23 protein-coding genes are annotated in these 22,152 nt (G+C 69.4%); 15 read left to right on the forward strand and 8 right to left on the reverse strand.

Annotated elements, in window-relative coordinates; genetic code table 11:
• Positions 1-114: helix-turn-helix domain-containing protein (locus tag ABSF49_RS09630; protein ID WP_424112455.1), on the forward strand; the 114-nt coding region annotated here is incomplete at its 5' end.
• Between the two features lie 65 nt (positions 115-179).
• On the opposite strand, the gene ABSF49_RS09635 is transcribed toward ABSF49_RS09630, so the two are convergent.
• On the reverse strand, positions 180-713 hold the full coding sequence (locus tag ABSF49_RS09635; RefSeq protein ID WP_424112434.1) for a GcrA family cell cycle regulator: 534 nt from the start codon (positions 711-713) through the stop codon (positions 180-182).
• 475 nt (positions 714-1,188) lie between these two features.
• Here ABSF49_RS09635 and ABSF49_RS09640 point away from each other — a divergent pair, with 475 nt between their 5' ends.
• Genes ABSF49_RS09640 through ABSF49_RS09655 form a run of 4 tightly spaced genes read left to right on the forward strand, consistent with a single transcriptional unit; the run spans position 1,189 to position 4,484 of the window.
• Positions 1,189-2,394, forward strand: coding sequence for an aspartate aminotransferase family protein (locus tag ABSF49_RS09640; protein WP_424112435.1), 1,206 nt, complete (start codon positions 1,189-1,191; stop codon positions 2,392-2,394).
• Complete coding sequence (gene argF, locus ABSF49_RS09645; RefSeq protein ID WP_424112436.1) at positions 2,391-3,344, forward strand: ornithine carbamoyltransferase; 954 nt, start codon at positions 2,391-2,393, stop codon at positions 3,342-3,344. Before ABSF49_RS09640 ends, argF begins: the two co-directional genes overlap by 4 nt.
• Positions 3,341-4,309, forward strand: coding sequence for an Hsp33 family molecular chaperone (locus ABSF49_RS09650; protein WP_424112437.1), 969 nt, complete (start codon positions 3,341-3,343; stop codon positions 4,307-4,309). Before argF ends, ABSF49_RS09650 begins: the two co-directional genes overlap by 4 nt.
• 25 nt (positions 4,310-4,334) lie before the next feature.
• Positions 4,335-4,484: a hypothetical protein gene (locus ABSF49_RS09655; RefSeq protein ID WP_424112438.1), complete on the forward strand. Its 150-nt coding sequence runs from the start codon at positions 4,335-4,337 to the stop codon at positions 4,482-4,484.
• Here the strand turns inward: ABSF49_RS09655 and ABSF49_RS09660 are convergent.
• Entirely contained in the window at positions 4,469-4,948 is a 480-nt protein-coding gene (locus tag ABSF49_RS09660) for a hypothetical protein (protein ID WP_424112439.1), read from the reverse strand. The two genes, ABSF49_RS09655 and ABSF49_RS09660, sit on opposite strands and share 16 nt — an antisense overlap.
• Positions 4,949-5,099: 151 nt before the next feature.
• Positions 5,100-5,942: a uracil-DNA glycosylase gene (locus ABSF49_RS09665; RefSeq protein ID WP_424112440.1), complete on the reverse strand. Its 843-nt coding sequence runs from the start codon at positions 5,940-5,942 to the stop codon at positions 5,100-5,102.
• Between the two features lie 153 nt (positions 5,943-6,095).
• Here ABSF49_RS09665 and ABSF49_RS09670 point away from each other — a divergent pair, with 153 nt between their 5' ends.
• The 10 genes from ABSF49_RS09670 to ABSF49_RS09715 all read left to right on the forward strand — a co-directional run bounded on the left by ABSF49_RS09670 (position 6,096) and on the right by ABSF49_RS09715 (position 17,166).
• A complete protein-coding gene (locus ABSF49_RS09670; RefSeq protein WP_424112441.1) occupies positions 6,096-7,772 on the forward strand; it encodes an electron transfer flavoprotein-ubiquinone oxidoreductase in 1,677 nt (558 codons plus the stop codon).
• A gap of 125 nt (positions 7,773-7,897) precedes the next feature.
• Positions 7,898-9,682, forward strand: coding sequence for a tetratricopeptide repeat protein (locus ABSF49_RS09675; RefSeq protein WP_424112442.1), 1,785 nt, complete (start codon positions 7,898-7,900; stop codon positions 9,680-9,682).
• A 2-nt stretch (positions 9,683-9,684) separates the two neighbouring features.
• Entirely contained in the window at positions 9,685-10,566 is an 882-nt protein-coding gene (locus ABSF49_RS09680) for a 4-(cytidine 5'-diphospho)-2-C-methyl-D-erythritol kinase (protein ID WP_424112443.1), read from the forward strand.
• A gap of 269 nt (positions 10,567-10,835) precedes the next feature.
• Positions 10,836-11,798, forward strand: coding sequence for an alpha/beta fold hydrolase (locus tag ABSF49_RS09685; protein ID WP_424112444.1), 963 nt, complete (start codon positions 10,836-10,838; stop codon positions 11,796-11,798).
• Positions 11,795-13,315, forward strand: coding sequence for a glycosyltransferase family 39 protein (locus ABSF49_RS09690; protein WP_424112445.1), 1,521 nt, complete (start codon positions 11,795-11,797; stop codon positions 13,313-13,315). Before ABSF49_RS09685 ends, ABSF49_RS09690 begins: the two co-directional genes overlap by 4 nt.
• Before the next feature lie 41 nt (positions 13,316-13,356).
• Positions 13,357-14,481 carry a glycosyltransferase gene (locus tag ABSF49_RS09695; RefSeq protein ID WP_424112446.1) on the forward strand — a complete coding sequence of 375 codons (1,125 nt, stop codon included), beginning with the start codon at positions 13,357-13,359 and terminating at the stop codon, positions 14,479-14,481.
• Positions 14,482-14,497: 16 nt separating this feature from the next.
• A complete protein-coding gene (locus ABSF49_RS09700) occupies positions 14,498-15,160 on the forward strand; it encodes a sulfate transporter family protein (RefSeq protein WP_424112447.1) in 663 nt (220 codons plus the stop codon).
• Positions 15,161-15,394: 234 nt separating this feature from the next.
• A complete protein-coding gene (locus tag ABSF49_RS09705; protein ID WP_424112448.1) occupies positions 15,395-15,751 on the forward strand; it encodes an ArsR/SmtB family transcription factor in 357 nt (118 codons plus the stop codon).
• Positions 15,735-16,658: an SRPBCC family protein gene (locus tag ABSF49_RS09710; RefSeq protein ID WP_424112449.1), complete on the forward strand. Its 924-nt coding sequence runs from the start codon at positions 15,735-15,737 to the stop codon at positions 16,656-16,658. The genes ABSF49_RS09705 and ABSF49_RS09710 overlap by 17 nt, the downstream gene beginning before the upstream one ends.
• A gap of 109 nt (positions 16,659-16,767) precedes the next feature.
• Positions 16,768-17,166, forward strand: coding sequence for a GlcG/HbpS family heme-binding protein (locus ABSF49_RS09715; RefSeq protein WP_424112450.1), 399 nt, complete (start codon positions 16,768-16,770; stop codon positions 17,164-17,166).
• Between the two features lie 34 nt (positions 17,167-17,200).
• Here the strand turns inward: ABSF49_RS09715 and ABSF49_RS09720 are convergent, their stop codons facing one another.
• The 5 genes from ABSF49_RS09720 to ABSF49_RS09740 all read right to left on the reverse strand — a co-directional run.
• A complete protein-coding gene (locus tag ABSF49_RS09720) occupies positions 17,201-17,635 on the reverse strand; it encodes an HIT domain-containing protein (protein WP_424112451.1) in 435 nt (144 codons plus the stop codon).
• Positions 17,632-18,852: a phosphopentomutase gene (locus ABSF49_RS09725; protein ID WP_424112452.1), complete on the reverse strand. Its 1,221-nt coding sequence runs from the start codon at positions 18,850-18,852 to the stop codon at positions 17,632-17,634. The genes ABSF49_RS09720 and ABSF49_RS09725 overlap by 4 nt, the downstream gene beginning before the upstream one ends.
• Before the next feature lie 9 nt (positions 18,853-18,861).
• Positions 18,862-20,493 carry an ABC transporter ATP-binding protein gene (locus tag ABSF49_RS09730; RefSeq protein ID WP_424112453.1) on the reverse strand — a complete coding sequence of 544 codons (1,632 nt, stop codon included), beginning with the start codon at positions 20,491-20,493 and terminating at the stop codon, positions 18,862-18,864.
• The gene (locus ABSF49_RS09735) at positions 20,490-21,680 is read right to left on the reverse strand and encodes an ABC transporter permease (protein ID WP_424112456.1); all 1,191 of its coding nucleotides are present in this window, start codon (positions 21,678-21,680) and stop codon (positions 20,490-20,492) included. The genes ABSF49_RS09730 and ABSF49_RS09735 overlap by 4 nt, the downstream gene beginning before the upstream one ends.
• Positions 21,681-21,751: 71 nt before the next feature.
• Positions 21,752-22,152: ABC transporter permease subunit (locus ABSF49_RS09740; RefSeq protein WP_424112454.1), on the reverse strand; the 401-nt coding region annotated here is incomplete at its 5' end.

A 22,152-nucleotide genomic window follows, 5' to 3' on the forward strand; every position in this document is an offset into this window, starting at 1 on the left:
CACGTCGGCCGGCTGCGCAAGGCGCTGTCGCGCGGGCGCGAGCGCGACCCGATCCGCACGGTGCGCGGCACCGGCTATTCGTTCGACGAGACCTACGGCAAGCCCGGAAACTGACGGGACGAAGCCGTTCTTCCGATTTGCCGAAGGCTGGGAGCGGCGCCGTGTTGAAGCGGCAGACTCTAGCGAAGCATCAGGGCGCGCCGTTCGCGTTCGCGTTCGCGCCGTCGATCCTGGACCGGCTGGTAGGCGAGCCTGCCATGATGGGCGCAATAAGGTCCGCTCGCCGACGGCGAGCCGCAATAGCGGAACTCGGACGAGGTCGGATCGCCGAGCGGCCAGCGGCACATCGCCTCTTTCAGATCGACGATGGTCACCCTGAGCGACATCGGGACGACGATGTCGTCCTCCTGGAACACCGGCCGCATATCGAGCGCCGGCTCGGCCGAGAGCGCCAGCGCGTTCGCGCCGCGCACCATCGTGCGGGCGCCGCTCGAGGCGGGACGAGGCGACATGCGCGGCGCTGAGGCGGCGCGCGGCGACGCGGCGGTCGAGCTCGGAGCCTTGGCGCGGCCGGCGAGGCCGAGGCGGTGGACCTTGCCGATGACGGCGTTGCGGGTCACGCCATGGCCGAGCTGGGCTGAAATCTGGCTCGCGCTCTTGCCGTCGAGCCACAATTGCCGCAGCAGCTCCACTCTTTCATCCGTCCAAGACATCGTTGGCCTCGCTTATGGGCGCCCCGCTGAGCCGGCTCGCAGCCGGTTCCGCCGCCGAAATTCTTCTGGCCGAATCGCCCCCCCGACTGTCCAGCCACGCTGGCAAGCCCTCACGCGCCGAAACGCTCTCGAGAAGGTCGCGCCACGACATCTCGTGGCGTCTGGGGGCAGAATTACACTATGCGTTGAATCTCGCGCAAGAGTCGGAGCGCTCGCTATCCCGCGTTTTTCCCCAGTTCTGAGCGCGCGGCGGGCCCGCGGCGTGCGGATCGCGAGTCGGATCAAGCGATTAAGCGCCGTAAGATTTTTTGCGCAGGTGACATTCGGAGGCGGCGAATTGACCTGAGCGGCGCGCTTCTTCTATGATTGGCGCGTCAGAGGCCGTCCCTACGGGGCGGCGTTTTCATTTCTGCGCGGCCTGCGAGCGGCGCGGGGTTCCTGACGAAGAGACGCAGACAAGAAAGGACTTAACGAGATGTCTTCCGCCATCGTTCCGGTCTACGCGAGAGCCGACGTCGCCTTCGAGCGCGGCGAAGGCTGCTGGCTGACGGCGACGACCGGCGAGCGATATCTCGACTTCGGCGCCGGCATCGCCGTCAACGCGCTCGGCCACGCGCATCCGCGGCTCGTCGCCGCCTTGACCGAGCAGGCGGGCAAGCTCTGGCACACTTCCAACCTGTTCCAGATCCCCGACGGCGAGCGGCTGGCGCGGCGGCTCGCCGACGCAACCTTCGCCGATCTGGTCTTCTTCACCAACTCGGGCGCAGAGGCCAACGAGGCGGCGATCAAGATGGCGCGCCGGCGCCACGCGATCGACGGCCATCCGGAAAAATACCGCATCCTCACCTTCGAGGGCGCCTTCCACGGCCGTACGCTGGCGACGATCGCCGCCGGCGGCCAGGCGAAGTACATTGAGGGTTTCGGCCCCAAGGTCGACGGCTTCGACCAGATCCCGGCGACCGACATCGCCGCGGTCGAGGCGGCGATCGGCCCCGGGACCGGCGCGATCCTGATCGAGCCGATCCAGGGCGAGGGCGGCGTCAGGACGATCCCCGCCTCGTTTCTGCGGGGCTTGAGAGCGCTGTGCGACGCGCGCGGCCTGCTGCTGATCTACGACGAGGTCCAGACCGGCGTCGGCCGCACCGGCAAACTGTTCGCCTATGAGCACTCCGGCGCGGCGCCCGACATCATGACGATCGCCAAGGGCATCGGCGGCGGCTTCCCGATGGGCGCATGCCTGGCGACCGCAGACGCGGCGCGCGGCCTGACCGTCGGCGTCCACGGCTCGACCTTCGGCGGCAATCCGCTGGCGATGGCGGTCGGCAACGCGGTGCTCGACGAGGTGTTGGCGGACGGTTTCGTCGCGCGCGTGGCGCGGCTCGGCTCTTTCGCGCGCCAGCGGCTCGCCGAGCTCAAGGACCGCCATCCCGACGTCATCGCCGAGGTCCGCGGCGAGGGGCTGATGATCGGCCTGAAGCTGAAGTTGTCGCCACAGGACTTCGCCGCGGCGGCGCGGCGGCGCCATCTGCTGACGATTCCCGCCGGCGACAACGTCGTGCGCATCGTGCCGCCGCTCATCATCACGGAAGAAGAGTTCGCCGAAGGCGTGCGGCGGCTCGACGAAGCTTGCGCCGACCTCGAAGCCTCGCCGGCGCCCGTCAAGAAAGGCGCCTACGCATGATTCCGACTGCGGCCATTGGCGCGCGTCGGCGCCATTTCCTCGACCTACTCGACCACTCGAGCGACGAGCTGCGCGCGATCCTCGACGCCGCCAAGGCGATGAAGGCGAAGCGCGTCAAAGGCGAGACCTCCGCAACGCGGCCGCTCGCCGGCAAGACGCTGGCGATGATCTTCGATCGGCCGTCGACCCGCACCCGCGTCTCGTTCGATGTCGCGATGCGCGATCTCGGCGGCGAGACGATCATGCTCACCGGGACCGAGATGCAGCTCGGCCGCGGCGAATCGATCCCCGACACCGCGCGCGTCCTGTCGCGCTACGTCGACGCGATCATGATCCGCATCCTCGACCATCGCGACCTCGACGAGCTCGCGCGCTACGCCAGCGTGCCGGTCATCAACGGCCTCACCAAGCGGTCGCATCCCTGCCAGGTGATGGCCGACCTGATGACGTTCGAGGAGCATCGCGGCCCCATAGGCGGCCGCAAGGTCGCCTGGAGCGGCGACTACAACAACGTGCTGTCGTCGTGGATCGACGCCGCCGAGCGCTTCGGCTTCCAGCTCGACATCGCCTGCCCGAAGGAACTGCAGCCGCCGCCCGAGCGCATCGCCGCGGCGAAGGCCGGCGGCGCCGACGTCATCCTGCGCGAGGACCCGGAGGCCGCGGTCGCCGGCGCGGCGGCGGTGATCTCCGACTGCTGGGTGTCGATGGGCGACGAGAAGGAAAGCCGCCGCCGCCACAACCTGCTTGCGCGCTATCAGGTCAATCGCGAGCTGATGCGCCGCGCCGCGCCCGACGCGATCTTCATGCACTGCCTGCCCGCCCACCGCGGCGAGGAAGTGACCGACGACGTGATGGACGGACCGCAATCGGTGGTGTTCGACGAGGCGGAGAACCGCCTGCACACGCAGAAAGGCGTCCTCGCCTGGTGCCTGGGAGCGCTGGACGGATGAACGAAGCGGCCCGCGAAGTCTCCGACGTCGGCCACGACGACATCGTCCTGCCTTATGCGGTTGAGAGTCTGAGCACGCGCGGCCGGGTGGTGCGGCTCGGCCCGGCGATCGACGCCATCATCAAGCGCCACGACTATCCCGAGCCGGTCAGCCGGTTGCTCGCCGAGGCGGCGACGCTGGCGGTGCTGCTCGGCGCCTCGCTCAAACTCGAGGGCCGCTTCCAGTTGCAGACCAAGACCTCCGGCCCGGTCGGCATGCTGCTGGTCGACTTCGACGCGCCCTCGAACCTGCGCGCGCTGGCGCGCTTCGACGCGGCCGCGCTGGCGGAGCTGCCCGCTTCGGCGGGCGCCGGCGCGCTACTCGGCGAAGGCTATCTCGCCTTCACCGTCGATCCCGGCGGCGACCTGTCGCGCTATCAGGGCGTCGTCGCGCTGGAGGGGCAGGACCTGCAGGAGGCTGCCCATGCTTACTTCGAGCGCTCCGAGCAGATTCCGACGCTGGTTCGGCTCGCCGTCGGCCAGAGCGTGACGCTCGGCGGCGTCGAATGGCGCGCCGGCGGCCTGCTGGCGCAGTTCCTGCCCGACTCGCCCGAGCGCCTGCGCCGCGCCGATCTCGATCCCGGCGACGCGCCCCCGGGAACGCCCGTCGACGATACGCCCGAAGACGACGAATGGGTCGAGGCCAAGTCGCGCGCGGTGACGACCGAGGACCACGAGCTGATCGACCCGGCCTTGTCGAGCGAACGGCTGCTGTTCCGGCTGTTCAACGAGCGCGGGGTGAAGGTGTTCGCGCCCAAGACGCTCGCCGACGCCTGCCGCTGCTCGGCCGAGCGCATCGACGCGATGCTGCAGAACTTTTCCGCCGAGGAACGCAAGGCGATGATCGGCGACGACGGCATGATCGGCGTCACCTGCGAGTTCTGCTCGACCAAACGCATCTTCGACCCCGCCGATTACGCCGGGTGAGGGCGACCCTGCCGGTGTGATGGAGATGAGCGCTTTCGCCGCGCGGCTCGCCGCGGTCGGCGCGACCATCGAGGCCGAACTCGACGCGCTCGTCGGCTTCGCGCCCGCGAAAGCGAGGTCCGGTCCTTGTCGAGGGCGGCGCGGCGCCTGCCCGCCGTATCAGCACCGCACGTAGACGGACACGCCGTAGCGGCTGCTCTTGTCCGGGTCGACGAAGCGCATGACCATCAGCTTGGGCGTCTGCTCGATGATCTCGCGATCATTGGGGTCGCCGGGCGGCGCGTTGAAACCGACATAGGTCCTGCCGTCGCCGCCCTTCTTCAGTGCCAGCTCGTGAGGGTCGGGGTCATCGGCGACGTGCATCATCGCCCCGTCGGTCGGCCCCTTGACGATGGCGTAGGGGCTCGCACATCGAGCGCGCGCCAGTTTCTCGGCGGCCGGGCGATCCTTCTCGTCGCGATACGAGGCGACGCCCCATTTGCCGATCAGCGGATCGGGCGGCAGAACCCTGAACGACGAAGCAGGGGACGGGGACGGCGCCGGCGCGGGCGACGACACGATACCGAAGTCGAAGTACGAACAGCCGCCGACAGCGCAAGCGAGCGCGGCCGCGGCTCCCAGCTTGAACGCACGCAACACGACGCGCCTCCCCAGGTTCATTGTTTCTCGCGCCGCCTGAATGGCGGTTGCAGCGCAATGCTACGCCAGTTGCATCCACACAGGAACGCGGGCGAACGACGCGCTATCGCGTCCCCTCCGCCCGCAAACACGGAGAGGGGGCCCGCTCGCGCTATGCCCTGTCGAGCGCGTCGAGCGCCTGCCTGAGCTTGCGCAGGTCGGCCCAGGCCTGGCGTTTGGCGGCCGGGGTGCGCAGCAGATAGGCGGGGTGGAACATCGCCAGCGCGGGAATCGTCGCGCCGTCGTCGGCCTGGTATTCGCGCCAGACGCCGCGCGCGCGGGTGATGCCTTCCTTCACGCCGAGCAGGGTCTGGGTCGCCGAGCCGCCGAGGCAGACGAGAAGGCGCGGCGCCGAGAGCGCGATCTGGCGGCGGATGAACGGCAGGCACACCGCCGTCTCCTGCGGCGTCGGCGTGCGATTGCCCGGCGGCCGCCACGGCACGACGTTGGCGATATAGACCTGCGCGCGGTCGAGCGCGATCGCCGCCAGCATGCGGTCGAGCAACTGGCCGGCGCGGCCGACGAACGGCCGGCCGATACGGTCTTCGTCGCCGCCCGGCGCCTCGCCGACGAACATGATCCGCGCGCCGGGCGCGCCGTCGGCGAAGACGAGCTGGGTCGCCGTCGCCTTCAGCCCGCAGCCGTCAAAGCGCTCCAGTTCGGCGCGCAAGTCGTCGAGCGTCGCCGCGGCGGCGGCCCGCTCGCGCGCCGAGCGCGCTGCGTCGTCGGGCGCGACCGCCGCCGCCGGCGCAGCCCGCGTTTCGTAAGACATGGTCGGCGCGGCGGGCGGGGGAACGGGCGGCGGCGCGCGGCGCGGCGCCGGCGCTGCGCTTTCGGCGAAGCGGTCATGCGGGCTCTCGTCGAGCGCGAGATCAACGCCGGCCTCGATCCACCAGCGCAAAGTCTCGGCGGCGGCGGCCGCGGTCAGCGACGTTGATCGATTGGAAGAGCCCATGGTGAAACGCGCGCGCGAGGGATCGCCGCTTCTAGCATGCCGGCGGCGGTCGACGAAGGGGGGATCGACAAGCGCCGGCGAACTGCGCAATTAGGGTCGGCGTTTCGGGGCGGCGCGGGCTGGCCCCGCGCCAGGACGGAAAGACACAGGTACATGGCGGGAGAAGACGAACTTCCGGCGCGCGAAGCGATGGAATTCGACGTCGTCGTCGTCGGCGCCGGCCCGGCCGGCCTGGCGGCGGCGATCCGGCTCAAGGAGCTCGACGCCGGAATGTCGGTGGTCGTGGTCGAGAAGGGCTCGGAGGTCGGCGCGCACATCCTCTCCGGCATGGTCTTCGACCCGATCGGGCTCGACCGGCTGCTGCCCGACTGGCGCAACGATCCCGACCGGCCGCTGAAGACCGAAGTCGCGACCGATCGCTTCCTGTTGCTCGGGCCTTCGGGCGGCGTGCGGCTGCCCAATTTCATGATGCCGAAGCTGATGAGCAACCACGGCAAGCTCATCGGCTCGCTCGGCGCGGTGACGCGCTGGATGGGCGGCCGCGCCGAGGCGCTCGGGGTCGAGATCTATCCCGGCTTCGCCGCGGCCGAACTCCTTTACGGCGCCAACGGCGAAGTCGTCGGAATCGCGACCGGCGACATGGGAATCGGCCGCGACGGCAAGCCGAAGGCGGGCTTCACCCGCGGCATGGCGCTGCACGGAAAATACGTGCTGCTCGCCGAAGGCGCACGCGGCTCGCTCTCCAAGCAGGCGATCGCCCGTTTCAAGCTCGCCGACGGGCGCGAGCCGCAGAAATACGCGATCGGCCTGAAGGAGATCTGGCGGGTCGAGCCGTCGCAGTTCCAGCCCGGGCTGGTGCAGCACAGTCTCGGCTGGCCGCTCGGACGCGGCGCCTCGGGCGGCTCGTTCGAATACCATTACGACGACGGGTTGGTGTCGGTCGGCTTCGTCGTCCATCTCGACTACCAGAATCCGACGCTGTCGCCGTTCGACGAGTTCCAGCGCTTCAAGACCCACCGGCTAATCCGCCCGACGTTCGAAGGCGGCAAGCGCCTTTCCTACGGCGCGCGCGCGCTGACCGAAGGCGGCTGGCAATCGGCGCCGAAGCTGGTCTTTCCCGGCGGCGCGCTGGTCGGCTGCGCGGCCGGCTTCATGAACGTGCCGCGCATCAAGGGTTCGCACAACGCGATGCTGTCGGGCATTCTGGCGGCGGAAACAATCCACGCGGCGCTCGCCGCTGGACGCAGCGGCGACGAGGTGAGCGACTACGAGGACTCGTGGCGCGATTCCGACATCGGCCGCGACCTCTATCGGGTGCGCAACGTCAAGCCGCTGTGGTCGAAGTTCGGCCTCGCGATCGGCGTGCCCTGCGGCGGGCTCGACATGATCACCAACGAGTGGTTGGGGTTGTCGCTGTTCGGCACGGTCAAGCACGGCAAGCCCGACTGCGACACGCTGAAGCCGATCGCGGCGGTCAAGCCGATCGTCTATCCCAGGCCGGACGGCAAGGTCTCGTTCGACAAGCCGTCGTCGGTCTTCCTCTCCAACACCAATCACGAGGAGGATCAGCCGGTCCACCTGCGGCTGCGCGATCCGGCGGCGCCGATTCGCGACAACCTGCCCCGTTACGGCGAGCCGGCGCGGCTCTACTGCCCGGCCGGCGTCTACGAAGTCGTCTACGGCGACGAGGCCAACCGCAAGGATCCGCGCTTCGTCATCAACGCGCAGAACTGCGTCCATTGCAAAACCTGCGACATCAAGGACCCGGCGCAGAACATCGACTGGACGACGCCGGAGGGCGGCGGCGGACCAAACTACCAGGACATGTGAGCGGGGCCGGAGCGCGGCCCGAAACCGCCACGTTTGCCGACGAAGCTTTCTCCTGTAAGAACGTCGTATCGGCGTCTGGTCGGCGGGCATAAGCCCGGCCGCGCCTCACAAGGGAACACCGCACCGTGCCAGATCGTTTCCTGCCGGTTAGCGCCCGCGCGGCGCTGTTCAGCGCATGGATCGCCGCCGGCGGCGCGCTCGTCGGCGTCGTCGGGGCGCACGCCTCCGTCGCTGCGCCCGACGTTCCGCCGGTCGAGATCGGCCGCAGCCAGTCTGGAAATTATCTCGCCGCGCTGGTCGCCGGCGCCGATCGCGACACCGCCGCCGCCGCCGTCTATTCGCGCGAGGCCCTGCGCGGCGATCCGCGCAACGCCGACCTCACCGAGCGCGCCTTCGCCGCCGCGCTCGCCGCCGGCGACGTCGCCGACGGCTTTCCGCTCGCCGAGCGGCTGATCGCCCGCGACCCCGCCAACAGCCTGGCGCGACTCGCGCTCGGCGCGCGCGCGCTCGGCGATGGGCAGTATGTCGCCGCCCGCGCCCAGCTCGCCGCCGGCGAGGCCGGCAAGGCGCATGACGTGACGACGACGCTGCTGACCGCGTGGAGCTACGCCGGCGTCGGCGATCAGCGGCATGCGCTCGATACGCTCGACCACATTCGCGAGCCGAGCCTGGCGGTGTTCCGCGACTACCACGCCGGCCTGATCGCCGACCTGCTCGGCAACGGCTTCGAAGCCGAGCGGCGGCTCAAGGCGGCCTACGAAGCCGACAAGAACACTTTGCGTCTGGTCGACGTCTACGCTCGCTTCCTCGCTCGCCACGGCCAGGTCGACGCGGCCAAGGCGGTCTTCGCCGATTTCAGCAAGCTGATCCCCAACCATCCATTGGTCGTCAGCGAACTCGCCGACATCGCCGCCGGCAAGCCGCTGGCGCCGGTGATCCGCAACGCCCGCGACGGCGCCGCAGAAGCGCTCTACGGCCTCGGCGGCGCCGGCACGACCCAGGGCGACGAACTGGCGGCGCTGATCTATCTGCGCCTGGCGTTGTTCCTCAGGCCCGACCACGATCTGGCCGCGATCACCGTCGCCAATCTGTTCGAGGACCTCAAGCGCAGCGACGAGGCGATTCAAGCCTACCAGATGGTTCCCGTCGGCTCGCCGATGCGCGAGAGCGCGGAGATCCAGGTGGCGCTCGAGTTCGACGCGCTCGGCCGCAACGACGACGCGACGGCGAAGATGAGGGACATCGTCGCCGCCCATCCGAACGACCCGGACGCCTGGAGCGCGCTCGGCAGCCTGCAGCGCTCGGCCAAGGCCTATTCCGACGCCGCCGATTCCTACGACAAGGCGATCGCACTGGTGGGAACGCCGAATCGCAGCAATTGGACGCTGTTCTATTTCCGCGGCATCTGCTTCGAGCGGTCGAAGCAATGGCCGAAGGCGGAAGCCGACTTCAAGAAGGCGCTCGAGCTCTATCCCGACCAGCCGCAGGTGCTCAATTATCTCGGCTATTCGTGGGTCGACCAGGGCGTCAATCTCGACGAGGCGTTCAAGATGCTGCGCCGCGCCGTCGATCTGAGGCCGAACGACGGCTACATCGTCGACAGCCTCGGCTGGGCGCACTACAAGCTCGGCCATTATCAGGAGGCGACCGAGGCGCTGGAAAAGGCGATCGACCTCAAGCCGGCCGATCCGGTCGTCAACGATCACCTCGGCGACGCCTATTGGCGCGTCAACCGCCGCATCGAAGCGCATTTCCAGTGGAACCACGCGCGCGACATGAAGCCGGATCCCGAGGATCTGCCGCGGATCCTCGACAAGATCGAGCACGGCCTGCCCGACGAGCCGAGCGCGGCGGCGCCGGACGCGTCGCCCGCCGCGGCCCCGGGCGCGACCCAGAGCGGCGGCGGCTAGACTTGGCGAACGGTTTGCCGCGGCTGTGGCGCGCCCCGGCCAAGGTCAATCTGACCCTGCACGTGCTCGGGCGCCGGACCGACGGCTGGCACGAGCTCGACAGCGTGGTCGCCTTCGCCGGCTGCTGCGATCGACTTGCGTTTGAGCCGGCGGACGCGCTGAGCCTGACGATCGGCGGGCCAACCGCCGCGGCCGCCGGGCCGACCGACGACAATCTGGTTGTGCGCGCGGCGCGCGCGCTCGCCGAGCGGGTTCCGCGGCTCAGGCTCGGGCGCTTCCATTTGCTGAAAGTCCTGCCGGTCGCCGCCGGCCTCGGCGGCGGCTCGAGCGACGCGGCCGCCGCGCTGCGCGCGCTCGCCGCAGCCAACGGCCTCGCGCCCGACGATCCGCGCCTGTTCGACGCCGCCGCAGCGGTCGGCGCCGACGTTCCGGTCTGTCTCGATCCGCGCGCGCGTCCTATGGCCGGCCGCGGCGAGCGGCTCGGCCCGGCGCTGCGTTTGCCGCCGCTGCCCGCCGTACTCGCCAATCCCGGCGCGGCGGTCGCCACGCCCGCCGTGTTCGCCGCGCTGGGCCTCGAGCGCGGCGCTTTTCTCGACGCGCCGCCCGCCCCGCGGCTCGAAGCCGGCTCAGACGCGGCGCGCGCGCTTCAGGCGCTCAAGGCCGGCCGCAACGACTTGCAGGCGAGCGCGATGCGCATCGCGCCGGCGATCGGCGACGCGTTGGCGGCGCTTACGCGGCTCGACGGCGTGCGGCTCGTGCGCATGTCGGGCTCGGGCGCGACCTGCTTTGCGCTGTTCGACGACCGCCACGCCGCCGCGCGCGCCGCGCGCGCGCTTTGCGCCGCCCATCCAGGGTGGTGGGTGTGCGCGACCTATCTCAGGTAGCCGTCAAGATCGGAAGCGGGGCGCCCGTCATGAGCGGCGGGATCACGGTCGCCGCGAAGGTCGCCGATCTGGCAATACGTCGCCAGAAATGGCGGGCCAGCGTTGGGCGCAGAGCGGGCGGCAGACGCAATGTCGGCGAACTTCGGCGAACCACCGCTTCGCCGCCAGAGCCGGACGTCAGTGCGCGAATTTGACCGCCGGGTCCGCCTTTGCCCGCGCGCGGGCGCGGCCCTATAAGACGGCGTCCGCGCCCGTGCGAGCTTAAGATCATGCGCCTGGTTTCCACGCCGTTTAACCCGACCCCGCCCGGCGCCGTCGTCCACCCGCTGCGCACCGCCGACGGCGTGCTGTTGCGCACCGCCCGCTGGACGCCGCCGCACGGCGCGCGCGGCACGGTGGCGATCCTCCCCGGCCGGGCCGAATTCATCGAGAAATATTACGAGACGATCCGCAACCTGCTCGACCGCGGCCTTTCGGTGGCGATCTTCGACTGGCGCGGACAGGGCGGCTCGGCGCGCCAGCTCAAGAATCCGCGCAAAGGACACATCGACGATTTCTCGCTCTACGAGCGCGACTTTTCCGCCTTCGCCAGCGAGGTGCTCGAGGCCTCCTGTCCGAAGCCCTGGTTCGGCCTCGCCCATTCGATGGGCGCGGCGATCGCGCTGGCGATCGCGCGCGCCGGGCGCTGCCCGCTCGACCGAATGGTGCTGTCCTCGCCGATGATCACGCTCGCCGGCATGAAGTGGCCGCGCGCGATGCGCGGCTTCGTCGAGGCGCTCGACGCGGTCGGCCTCGGCGGGGCGTTCTCGCGCCGCGGCGGCGCAAAAATCGTCGCCACCCTGCCGTTCGAAAACAATCAGCTGACCTCCGATCCGGTGCGCTACGCCCGCACCGCGAGCATTGTCGCCGCCAACCCCGAACTCGGCCTCGGCTATCCGACCATTGGCTGGCTCGACGCCGCCTTCCGGTTGATGCGTGAATTCGAGGACCCCGACTTCCCGCGCCGGACGCTGACGCCGACGCTGGTCATCGCCGCCGGCGCCGACCAAGTCACCGACGCGCGCGCCGCCGAGCGATTCGCCTCGCGCCTGCGCGCCGGCCGCACGGTCATCGTCGAAGGGGCCGAGCACGAGCTGATGGTGGAGCGCGACGTCTTCCGCGATCAGTTCTTCGCCGCGTTCGACGCCTTCGTTCCCGGCGTCGAGGGCGTCAGAGCGCGAGCCGCCTCGTGAACTTCGCCAATGCGAGGCCCGGCGTCGAGGACGACGGACGCCGCGGCGCGCTGGCGCTCATCGCCGTCTTCGCACTGGCGCGGCTCGCCTTCGCCGCCGCGCTCGGCCCCGGTTACGACGAATCCTACACCATCGTCGTCGCCCGACGGCTCGATCTCTCCTATTTCGATCATCCGCCGCTGCATCAATGGCTCGCCCATTTCGCCGCGCTGATCCTCGGCGAAGGCGCGGCGACGCGACTGCCGTTCGTCCTTTTGTTCGCCGCGACCGGCTGGCTGATGTTCGCGCTGACGCGCCGCCTGTTCGGCGCGCGCGCCGGCCTGATCGCGCTCGTCGCGCTCAACCTGACGCCGTTCTTCTTCGCTTCCGCCGGGACCTGGGTGGTGCCGGACGGCCCGCTCGACTTCGCCCTCGCCGGCGCGGCGGCGACGCTGGCGCGGCTGGCGTTCGACCGGCCGACGCCGCGCGCCGCTTTCGGCCTGTGGCTCGCCGCCGGCCTGTGGCTCGGGCTCGCCGGCCTGTCGAAATACAACGCCGTCCTGCCGGCGCTCGGAATCGTCGCCTTCGTAGGTCTGGCGCCGGGCCAGCGCCGCTGGTTGGCGCGGCCCGCGCCTTATCTGGCGGCCGTCGTCGCGCTGGCCGTCGTCGCGCCGGTCCTCGTCTGGAACGCGCGCCACGGCTGGGTCTCGTTCGCCTTCCAGGGCGCGCGCGCCGAGGCGGCGGGCGGCTGGCGGCCGGATCGGGTCGGGGCGATGGCGATCGGCGAGATCGCCTTTCTGTCGCCCTGGCTCGCCGCGCCGCTGGTCGCCGCGCTGGTCGACGGCGTGCGGCGCGCAACGCGCGACGAGCGGCGCCTGTTCCTCGTCTGCCTCGCGCTGCCGACGATCGTTGTCTTCACCCTCACGCCGCTATGGGGCGCAAAGGGACTGCCGCACTGGACGATGCCCGGCTGGCTGTTCGTCTATCCGCTGGCGGGCGCCTGGCTCGCCCAGCCGCGCGCGGCGGCGCTCCACCTCGGCAGATGGGCGATCGCCTCGGCCGCGCTGCTCGCCGCGATCGCCGTCCTCCTCGTCGGCCAGGCGGCGACCGGCTTGGCGACGCGCCTCATTCCGCTGGGCTCGGGCGCGATCGATCCGACGCTCGAAACGCTCGATTGGGGTGCCTTGCGCGCGGCGCCCGGCGTGCAAAACGCCGCCTTCGTCGTCGCGACCAAATGGATGGATGGCGGCAAGATCGGCCTCGCGCTCGGGCCGGCCAAGCCGGTCTTCGTCTTTTCCGACGACCCGCGCGGCATCGCCTTCATCGGCGACAGCGCCGACTTCGTCGGCCAGGACGCCGCGATCGTCGTCGCCTGGGACCGGCGCGAGGCGGCCGAAGCGCGGCTCGCGCCCTATTTCGCCAGCTTCGGCGCGCCGCAACCCGTGACGTTACAGCGCGGCGGGCGCGACGAAATCGCGCTGGCGGTCATCCCGGCGCGCGGCTTGACGCGCGCCTTTCCCCTGCCGTATCGGCGTTGAGGCCGCCGCGCGAATCGCGCGCGCCATCGAGCGAGCGCGAGATGACATCCGATCCGGCGGCGCCTGAGGTTCGGCCCACCCTTTCCGTCGTCGTCCCGACCTACCGCGAAGCGGCCAACGTGCCGGCGCTGTTCGAGCGGCTGAAGACAGTTCTCGACGGCCTGCCGTGGGAAATGATCGTCGTCGACGACAATTCGCCCGACGGCACCGCCGACGTCGCCTTCGCCATCGCCCGCCGCGACCCGCGCCTGCGCTGCATCCGCCGCGTCAACCGGCTCGGCCTCGCCGGCGCGGTGATCGAGGGCTGGCTGGCCTCGAGCGCCGATATCGTCGCGGTGATCGACGGCGACCTGCAGCACGACGAAAGGATCCTGCCGAAGATGTACGCGGCGCTGGTCTCGGGCGAGGGCGACCTCGCGATCGGCACGCGCGTCGCCGACGAAACCGCGCCGGGCGGCCTGTCGCCGGCGCGCCAGAAGCTCAGCGAGCTCGGCGCCTGGTTCTTCCGCCTGCTGGCGGGAACTTCGGTCAGCGATCCGATGAGCGGCTTTTTCATGGTCCGCCGCGAGATCGTCGCCCAATTGGCGCCGCAGCTGTCGCCCGACGGATTCAAGATTCTCGTCGACGTGGTGCTGTCGGCCGGCGGACGGCTGAAGATCGTCGAAGTCCCCTATGTGTTCAGGCCGCGTCAGGCCGGCGAGTCGAAGCTGTCGCCGCTGGTCGGGCTCGACTTCCTCGGCCTCGTCGCCCATCACGCGACCGGCGGACTGCTGCCGATCCGCTTCGTGCTGTTTGCCTCGATCGGCGCGATCGGTCTCGTCGTCCATCTGCTGGTGCTGACCGGCCTGGTCGAAGCGCTCGGCCTGCAGGATTTCGCCGCCGGGCAGATCGCCGCGACGATCGTCGCCATGGCCAGCAATTTCCTGCTCAACAACGAGATCACCTATCGCGCCTACCGCTACCGCGGCCTCGGCATGATCGGCGGCTTCTTGTTGTTCGCCCTGCTGTGCAGCGTCGGCGCGATCGCCAATCTCGACATCGCGTCGTGGCTGTTCCGCGGCCGCAGCGTATGGTGGGTCGCCGGGCTCGCCGGCGCGCTGGTCAGCGTGGTGTGGAACTACGCGGCGAGCGCGACCTTCGTCTGGCGGCGCCGGCGCGTCGGCTGAGGAAGGGCGGTCTGACGTGCTGCAGGACGCTTTCGACTCGCTTGCCGACATCGCCTCGCCGCCGTTCCGCAAGGTGGTGGTCAAGTCGCTGGCGCTGACCGCGGCGGCGCTGCTTGTCGCCTGGTTCGGACTCGACCGGCTGGCGCTTCATTTCGTCGACGTGCAGCCGTCGTGGCTGGCGACGCTGATCGCCTGGCTGATCGGCCTCAGCCTGCTGGTTGGCGCGGTTTTTCTCGCCGCGCCGGTCGCCTCGCTGGTCGCGAGCCTGTTCTTCGACGAGATCGCCGCCCATGTCGAAGCGCAGGTCGACCCGCTCGGGGCGCCAGGCCGACCGGCGCCGTTCGTCGAGGCGACGCTGGCGGCGCTGCGCTTCGCCGGCCTGTCGCTCGCCGTCGGGATCGTCTCGCTGATCCTGCTGTTCGTGCCCGGAATCGGTTTCGCCGCCTGGCTCGCCGCCAACGCCTATCTCTTGGGGCGAGAATATTTCGAGCTGGCGGCGATGCGCTTCCATTCGGCGGCTCAGGCGCGCGCGCTGCGCCGCCAGCGCGCCGGGATCGTCTTCGCCTACGGCGTGATGATCGCCGTCTTTGTCGCCATCCCGCTGGTCAACCTGCTGACGCCGCTGTTCGCCACGACGCTGATGGTGCGGCTGCACAAGCGGGTGGCCCGAGCGGGCTGACATCGCGGCCCTGGCCGGCGACAGTCCCGTTCCACGGTCAAGCGATTTCAAGGCGATAGGCGCCATTTTTTGGCGCGCAAGAGGGTAAACCGCCAGGTTCGCCCCCTCGTCCTTCGACTCGCCGGCTTGCGCAGGCGGCTCAGGATGAGGGGAGCGCGGGGCGGCGCTGGTTTTCAACAGGCATCCCGTCACTAAAGTTCTTGCTTATGTGATCGCGCCACGATACAAAAGCATATGCTTAACCAACAGACCCCGCTCGACCTTGCTTTCCACGCCCTCGCCGACCCGTCGCGGCGGGCGATCGTCGAGCGACTGACGCGGGGGCCGGCGTCGGTCAGCGAGCTGGCGAAGCCGCTGGCGATGAGCTTTCCCGCCGTCATGCAACATCTCGCCGTGCTCGAAGGCGCGCATCTGGTCGCGTCGCAGAAGATCGGCCGGGTGCGGATCTGCCGGCTCGAGGCGGCGACGCTCGACCGCGCCGAAGCCTGGCTCAACGCGCGGCGCGCCGAGTGGGAGCGCCGTTTCGACCGGCTCGGCCGTTACCTCGATGAGTTGCAGGCGCAAGGAGGCGATGATGACAAACCCGACTAACGCCAAATCAGCCGCGAGGCGGCCGTTGACGATCTCGCGCGCCTTCGCCGCGCCGCGCGAGCGTGTGTTCCAAGCCTGGAGCAGCGCCGAGCGGATGAAGCGCTGGTTCAGCCCGGAGGGGGTCGACGTTCCCGAGGCGGAGATCGACTGCCGCCCCGGCGGCGCCTTCGTCATTTGCATGCGTCTGCCTGACGGGACCGAACACTGGTGCCGCGGCGCCTTCGGCGAGGTCGTCCCGCCGGAGAAGCTGACCTTCGATTGCGAGGTCAGCGCCGGCGCCAAGCCTGGCTTCCGCGTGCACACGAGCGTGCTGTTCGCGACCGAGGGCGCGGGCTCGCGGATGACGGTCGAGCAGAGCTACGAAATCTACGATCCAGGGTTCCGCTTCGCGGTCGAGGGCGCGGCCGAAGGCTGGCGCACGACGTTGGACAAGCTGGAGCGCGAGGTCGCACGCTCCGCGCCCGCCGTGCGCGGCGCGTTCTCGCTCGAACGCATTTTCAAGGCGACGCCGGCGCAGGCATTCAAGGCGTTCACCGACGAGAACGCCAAGAGCCGCTGGTTCTCGGGCGGCGACGAGCACACGATTATCGAGCGCAGCATGGACGTGCGGCCGGGCGGGCGCGAGGTCGCGGTCGGCAAATGGAAGAGCGGCGTGACCTCGCGTTTCGATGCTTTCTACTTCGACGTCGTCCCCGACCGCCGGCTGGTCTACGCCTACGAGATGCATCTCGACGCGCAGAAGATCTCGGTCTCGCTCGCCTGCGTCGAGATCGAGCCGCACCCGACCGGGGTGAAGCTCAAGGTCGCCGAACAGGCTGTGTTCCTTGACGGCTACGACGATAACGGCAGCCGCGAGCACGGGACGAACTTCCTGATGGACCGGCTCGTCGCCTCGCTGACTGGCTGAATCTGCAAGAACCGCGACGAGGCGCCGCGCGCCAAGCGCAGATTTCGCTCGCCCGGCTCACGCGGCCTCATTAGGATGCCGCGCCGTCACAGCGGGAGGATCTTTTTCCATGCGCGCCAAACCGAGCCTTACGTCGGTCGACGTCAAGAAAATGCTCGCGGCTTGCGAGGCCAAGGCCAACGAGAATCGTTGGTCCGTGGCGATCGCCATCGTGGACGACGGCGGTTTTCTGCTCGGCTTTCAGCGCATGGACGGCGTCGCGCCCGTCTCCGCCGAGGTGGCGATCGGCAAGGCGCGCGCTTCCGCCGTGACCAAGCAGCCAACCAAGGTGTTCGAGGACCGGGTCAAGGAACGGCCGGCCTTTGCGACCTTTCCCGCCGGCGTTCTCATTCAGGGCGCCGTGCCGCTGATCCACCAGAGCGAATGCGTCGGCGCGATCGGCGTCTCGGGGGTGAAATCGGCCGAGGACGAGCAGGTGGCGCAAGCCGGCGCAACCGCGCTCGGATAATTCGCTGCGCCGCCACAAACCGGCCGGCAGCCAATCAAGCTGTTTTGGGCGCCGGCTTTGCGGTCCCGATCAATGCGTCGCGCGCCCGCGCAATCAGCGCTTCGGCGACGCCGCTCTCATATGGCCGCGCCTCCCCTGCGCCCCAGACCGGCCCGGGCCAGGCGGGATCGCCGATGGCGCGGCCGAGCACGTGGACATGCAATTGCTTGACGACATTGCCGAGCGCGCCGACGTTGAGCTTGTCGACGCCCGGCAGCACGCGCAGGAAGGCGGAAGCGGCGGCGACCTCTTCGATCAGAATCGCGCGGTCGACCGCGTCGAGATCGACGATCTCCGCCAGCCCCGCCCGGCGCGGAACCAGGATCAGCCACGGATAGCGCGCGTCGTTCATCAGCAGGACCCGCGACAGTTCGAGATCGCCGACCGGCAACGTGTCGGCGGCGAGGCGCGGATCGAGCGCGAAGCTCATGCGAGCCAGCTCGCGCCGCTCGCCGGCGGCGGCAGACCGAGCCATGCGGCGACGGTCGCGCCGATGTCGGCGAGGGTCTTGCGCGCGCCGATCGGTCCCGGCGCGACGCCGCCGCCGAAGGCGAGGATCGGGACGTGCTCGCGGGTGTGGTCGCTGCCGCGCCAGGTCGGGTCGTTGCCGTGGTCGGCGGTCAGCACGCAGACATCGTCGGCGCGCATCGCCTGTTCGATCTCGGGCAGGCGCGCGTCGAACGCCTCGAGGCAGGCGGCGAATCCGGGAACGTCGCGGCGATGGCCGTACTCGCTGTCGAAATCGACCAGATTGACGAAAATGAAGCCGCCGTCGGCGGTCTCGCCGAGCGCCCGCAGCGCGAGGTCGACGTTGGCGGCATTGTCGCGGCCCTTGATCTCGCGGCCGGTAAAGCGGTGGGCGAAGATGTCGCCGATCTTGCCGACCGACACGACGTCGCGACCCGCCTCGACCGCGCGCTGCAGCAGGTTGCCGGGCAGCGGCGGAATCGAGAAATCCTTGCGGTTGGCGGTGCGCGCGAAATCGGCGGGGGTCCGGCCGACGAACGGCCGGGCGATGACGCGGCCGATCGCCAGCGGATTGCACAGGCGCCGCGCGATCTTGCAGATTGCATACAGTCGCTCGAGCCCGAACGTCTGCTCATGCGCCGCGATCTGGAACACCGAGTCGGCCGAGGTGTAGCAGATCGGCCTGCCCGTGTGCATGTGCGCCTCGCCGAGCTCGGCGATGATCGCGGTGCCGGAAGCGTGGCGATCGCCGAGAATGCCGGGCAGCTTCGCTTCGGCGACGAAGGCGGCGATCAGCGAGGCGGGGAAAGTCGGAATCGTCTGCGCGAAATAGCCCCAGTCGAACGCGACCGGCGTGCCGGCGATCTCCCAATGGCCGGACGGCGTGTCCTTGCCGTTGGAGGTCTCGATCCCGTAGCCCCATTGGCCGCGCGGCGAGGCGCAGGTGAAGCCGGGCGCGGCGCATCCGCTCGAAGCGCGCATCGCCAGGCCGAGGCCGAGCGCGTCGAGACGGGGCAGCTTGAGCGGCCCGGCGCGCAGACTGGCGCGGTCGCCCCTGCCCTCGGCGCAAGCCGCCGCGAGATGGCCGAGCGTGTCGGCGCCCGCGTCGCCGTAGGCGCCGGCGTCGGCGGCGCCGCCACAGCCGACCGAATCGAGAACGATGATGATCGCGCGGCCCAAGGCGACTCCCTACTGGCTGACGACGCCCGACGTCTCCGCTTCGATCGCGAAGGCGGCGGCGAACAGAGCCCTGGTATAGTCGCTGCGCGGCGCGGCGAAAACCTCGCGCGCCGGGCCGCTCTCGACCACCTCGCCGCGGCGCATGACGACGATCTCGCTCGCCAGCGCCCGGACGACCCTGAGATCGTGCGAGATGAACAGATAGGCGAGCGCGCGGCGCTTCTGCAGGTCGCGCAGCAGGTCGACGATCTGCGCCTGCACCGACATGTCGAGCGCCGAGGTCGGCTCGTCGAGGACGACGAATTTGGGATCGAGCGCCATCGCGCGGGCGATGGCGATGCGCTGGCGCTGGCCGCCGGAAAATTCGTGCGGATAGCGGTCCATGCTCGCTGGATCGACCCCGGTGTCGGCGAGCGCGCGCGCGACCGCCTCGCGGCGCTCGGCGGCGTTGAGCCGCGTCTTCTGCGCGATCAGCCCCTCTTCGACGATCTCGGCCACCGACAGCCGCGGCGACAGCGAGCCGAACGGATCCTGGAAGACGATCTGCATGTCGCGCCGGAACGGCCGCATCTCTTTCACCGTCAGACCGCTGAGGCCGCGGCCGCAATAGGCGATCGTGCCCTGCGAACGGATCAGGCGCAGGATCGCCAGGCCCAGCGTCGTCTTGCCCGAGCCGGATTCGCCGACGACGCCGACCGTCTGGCCCTCGCGCACCGTCAGCGACACGCCGTCGACCGCCTTCACATGGCCGATGGTGCGGCGCAGGAAACCGTGGCGGATCGGGAACCAGACGCGCACGTCGTTCGCTTCGAGGATCGGCTTCGCCGCCGCGTCGCGCGCCGGCGCTTCGCCCTTCGGCTCGGCGGCGAGCAGCATCTTCGTGTAGGGGTGTTGCGGATTGGCGAACACCTCGGCGGTCTTGCCCGCTTCGACGATTCTGCCCTTCTGCATCACCGCGACGTCGCGGGCGATTTTGCGCACAATGCCGAGGTCGTGGGTGATGAACAGCAGCGCCATGCCGAGCTTGGCCTGGAGGTCTTTCAGCAAGGCGAGGATCTGCGCCTGGACGGTGACGTCAAGCGCCGTGGTCGGCTCGTCGGCGATGAACAGGTCGGGGCGGTTGGCGAGCGCCATGGCGATCATCACCCGCTGCCGCTGGCCGCCGGAGAGCTGGTGCGGGTAGGCGCCGAGCCGCGAAGCGGGATCGGCGAGGCCGACCTCGGTCAGCAGCGCGATCACCCGGTCGCGGGTCGAGGCGGCGCGGCCGCCGTGCAAGGCGATGATCTCGCCGACCTGCCGCTCGATCGTGTGCAGCGGATTGAGCGAGGTCATCGGCTCCTGGAACACCATCGTCACGCCGGCGCCGCGCATGTCGCGCAGCTCCGCATCGCTCATCGTCAGGACGTCGCGGCCCTTGAACAACACCGCGCCCGAAGGATGGCTCGCCGCCGGATAGGGCAGCAGCTTGACGATCGACTGGGCGGTGACCGACTTGCCCGAGCCCGATTCGCCGACCAGCGCCAAGGCCTGGCCACGCTCGAGCGTGAACGATACGCGATCGACGACGACGTGGGTCTCGCCGCCGTGGCGAAAAGCGACCGACAGGTCGCGCACGTCGAGCAGCGGCGCGGCGGCGGTCATGTGAAGGTCTTTCGCGGATCGAAGGCGTCGCGCACCGCTTCGCCGATGAAGATCAGCAGCGACAGCATCAGCGCGACGACGGCGAACGCCGACAACCCCAGCCACGGCGCCGACAGGTTCGACTTGCCCTGCAGCAGCAGTTCGCCGAGCGACGGCGAGCCGGGCGGCATGCCGAGGCCGAGGAAATCGAGCGACGTCAGGGTGCTGATCGACGAATTGACGATGAACGGCAGGAAGGTCAGCGTCGCCACCATCGCGTTGGGCAGCACGTGCTTGAAGATGATCTTCGCATTGGACAGGCCGAGCGCGCGCGCCGCGGTGACGTATTCGAAGTTGCGCGCGCGCAGGAATTCGGCGCGCACCAGATGGACGAGGCTAACCCAGGAGAACAGCAGCAGGATCGTCAGCAGCACGACGAAGCCGGGCGTCAGGATCGCCGATAGGATGATGAGGATATAAAGGTGCGGCAGCGACGACCAGATCTCGATCAGCCGTTGCATCGTCAGGTCGAGCCAGCCGCCGAAATAGCCCTGCACCGCGCCGGCGGCGATGCCGATCGCCGAGGAAACGCCGGCGAGGATGAGGCCGAACAGCACCGAGATGCGGAAGCCGTAAATCAACCGCGCGACGACGTCGTGGCCGTCGGCGTCGGTGCCGAGCCATTCCGGCTCGAGGTCGCGGCACCCGCCGCCACCGGGCGGGATCTTGCTCGAGTCGCCCTGCGCATGGGCGACGATCGCCGCACGGCACTGGGATTCGCTCAGCGTCCAGGTCGGCGGCGACGGGAACGGCGTCGGCGGATCGAGCTTGGTGGTCGAATTGGCGAAGCGGATCGGCGGCCAGATCATCCAGCCATGGGCCTTGATCTCGTCTGCGATAAAGGGGTCGCGAAAATCTGCTCGCGCCTGGAACCCTCCAAACTTATCCTCGGGATAGTCAAGGAGGACAGGGAACAGCAACTCGCCTTTGTACGAGGCCATCAGGGGCCGGTCGTTGGCGATGAATTCCGCGAGCAACGAAGCAATAAACAGGACCAGAAAGATCCACAGAGACCACGCGCCACGCTTGTTGCGCCGGAAATTATCGAGACGACGCCGGTTCATCGGCGAGAGCCAAGGACGCCGTTCGAGGCTCGCGCGAGCCTTCGCCTGCCGCCAAGAATCCGTTTCTTCGTTGAGCGGAAAGATGTCGGTCGCCGTTTCTTCCGGTTGCGGCGTCGTGTCGGAAGGGAGAGCGAGACGGTCCGTATCGACCAAGCTCACACCTCGCGGGTTTCGAAGTCGATGCGCGGATCGATCCAGGTGTAAGTGAGGTCGGAAATCAGATTCACCACCAGGCCGATGAGCGCGAAGATGTACAGGTTGGCGAGCACCACGGGATAATCGCGCTGGATGAGCGAATCGTAGGAGAGATAGCCGAGGCCATCGAGTGAGAACACCTGTTCGATCAGAAGGGAGCCGGTGAAGAAGGCGCCGATGAAGGCGCCTGGGAATCCGGCGATGACGATCAGCATCGCGTTGCGGAACACGTGGCCATAGAGCACATGCCGCTCGGTCAGGCCCTTCATGCGCGCGGTCTGCACGTAGGCTTTCTTGATCTCGTCGAGGAAAGAGTTCTTGGTCAACAACGTGGAGGTTGCGAATGAGCCCAGGACCAGCG

Origin of the sequence: Roseiarcus sp. (genome assembly GCF_049514155.1) — a bacterium.
Classification (GTDB): Bacteria; Pseudomonadota; Alphaproteobacteria; order Rhizobiales; family Beijerinckiaceae; genus Roseiarcus.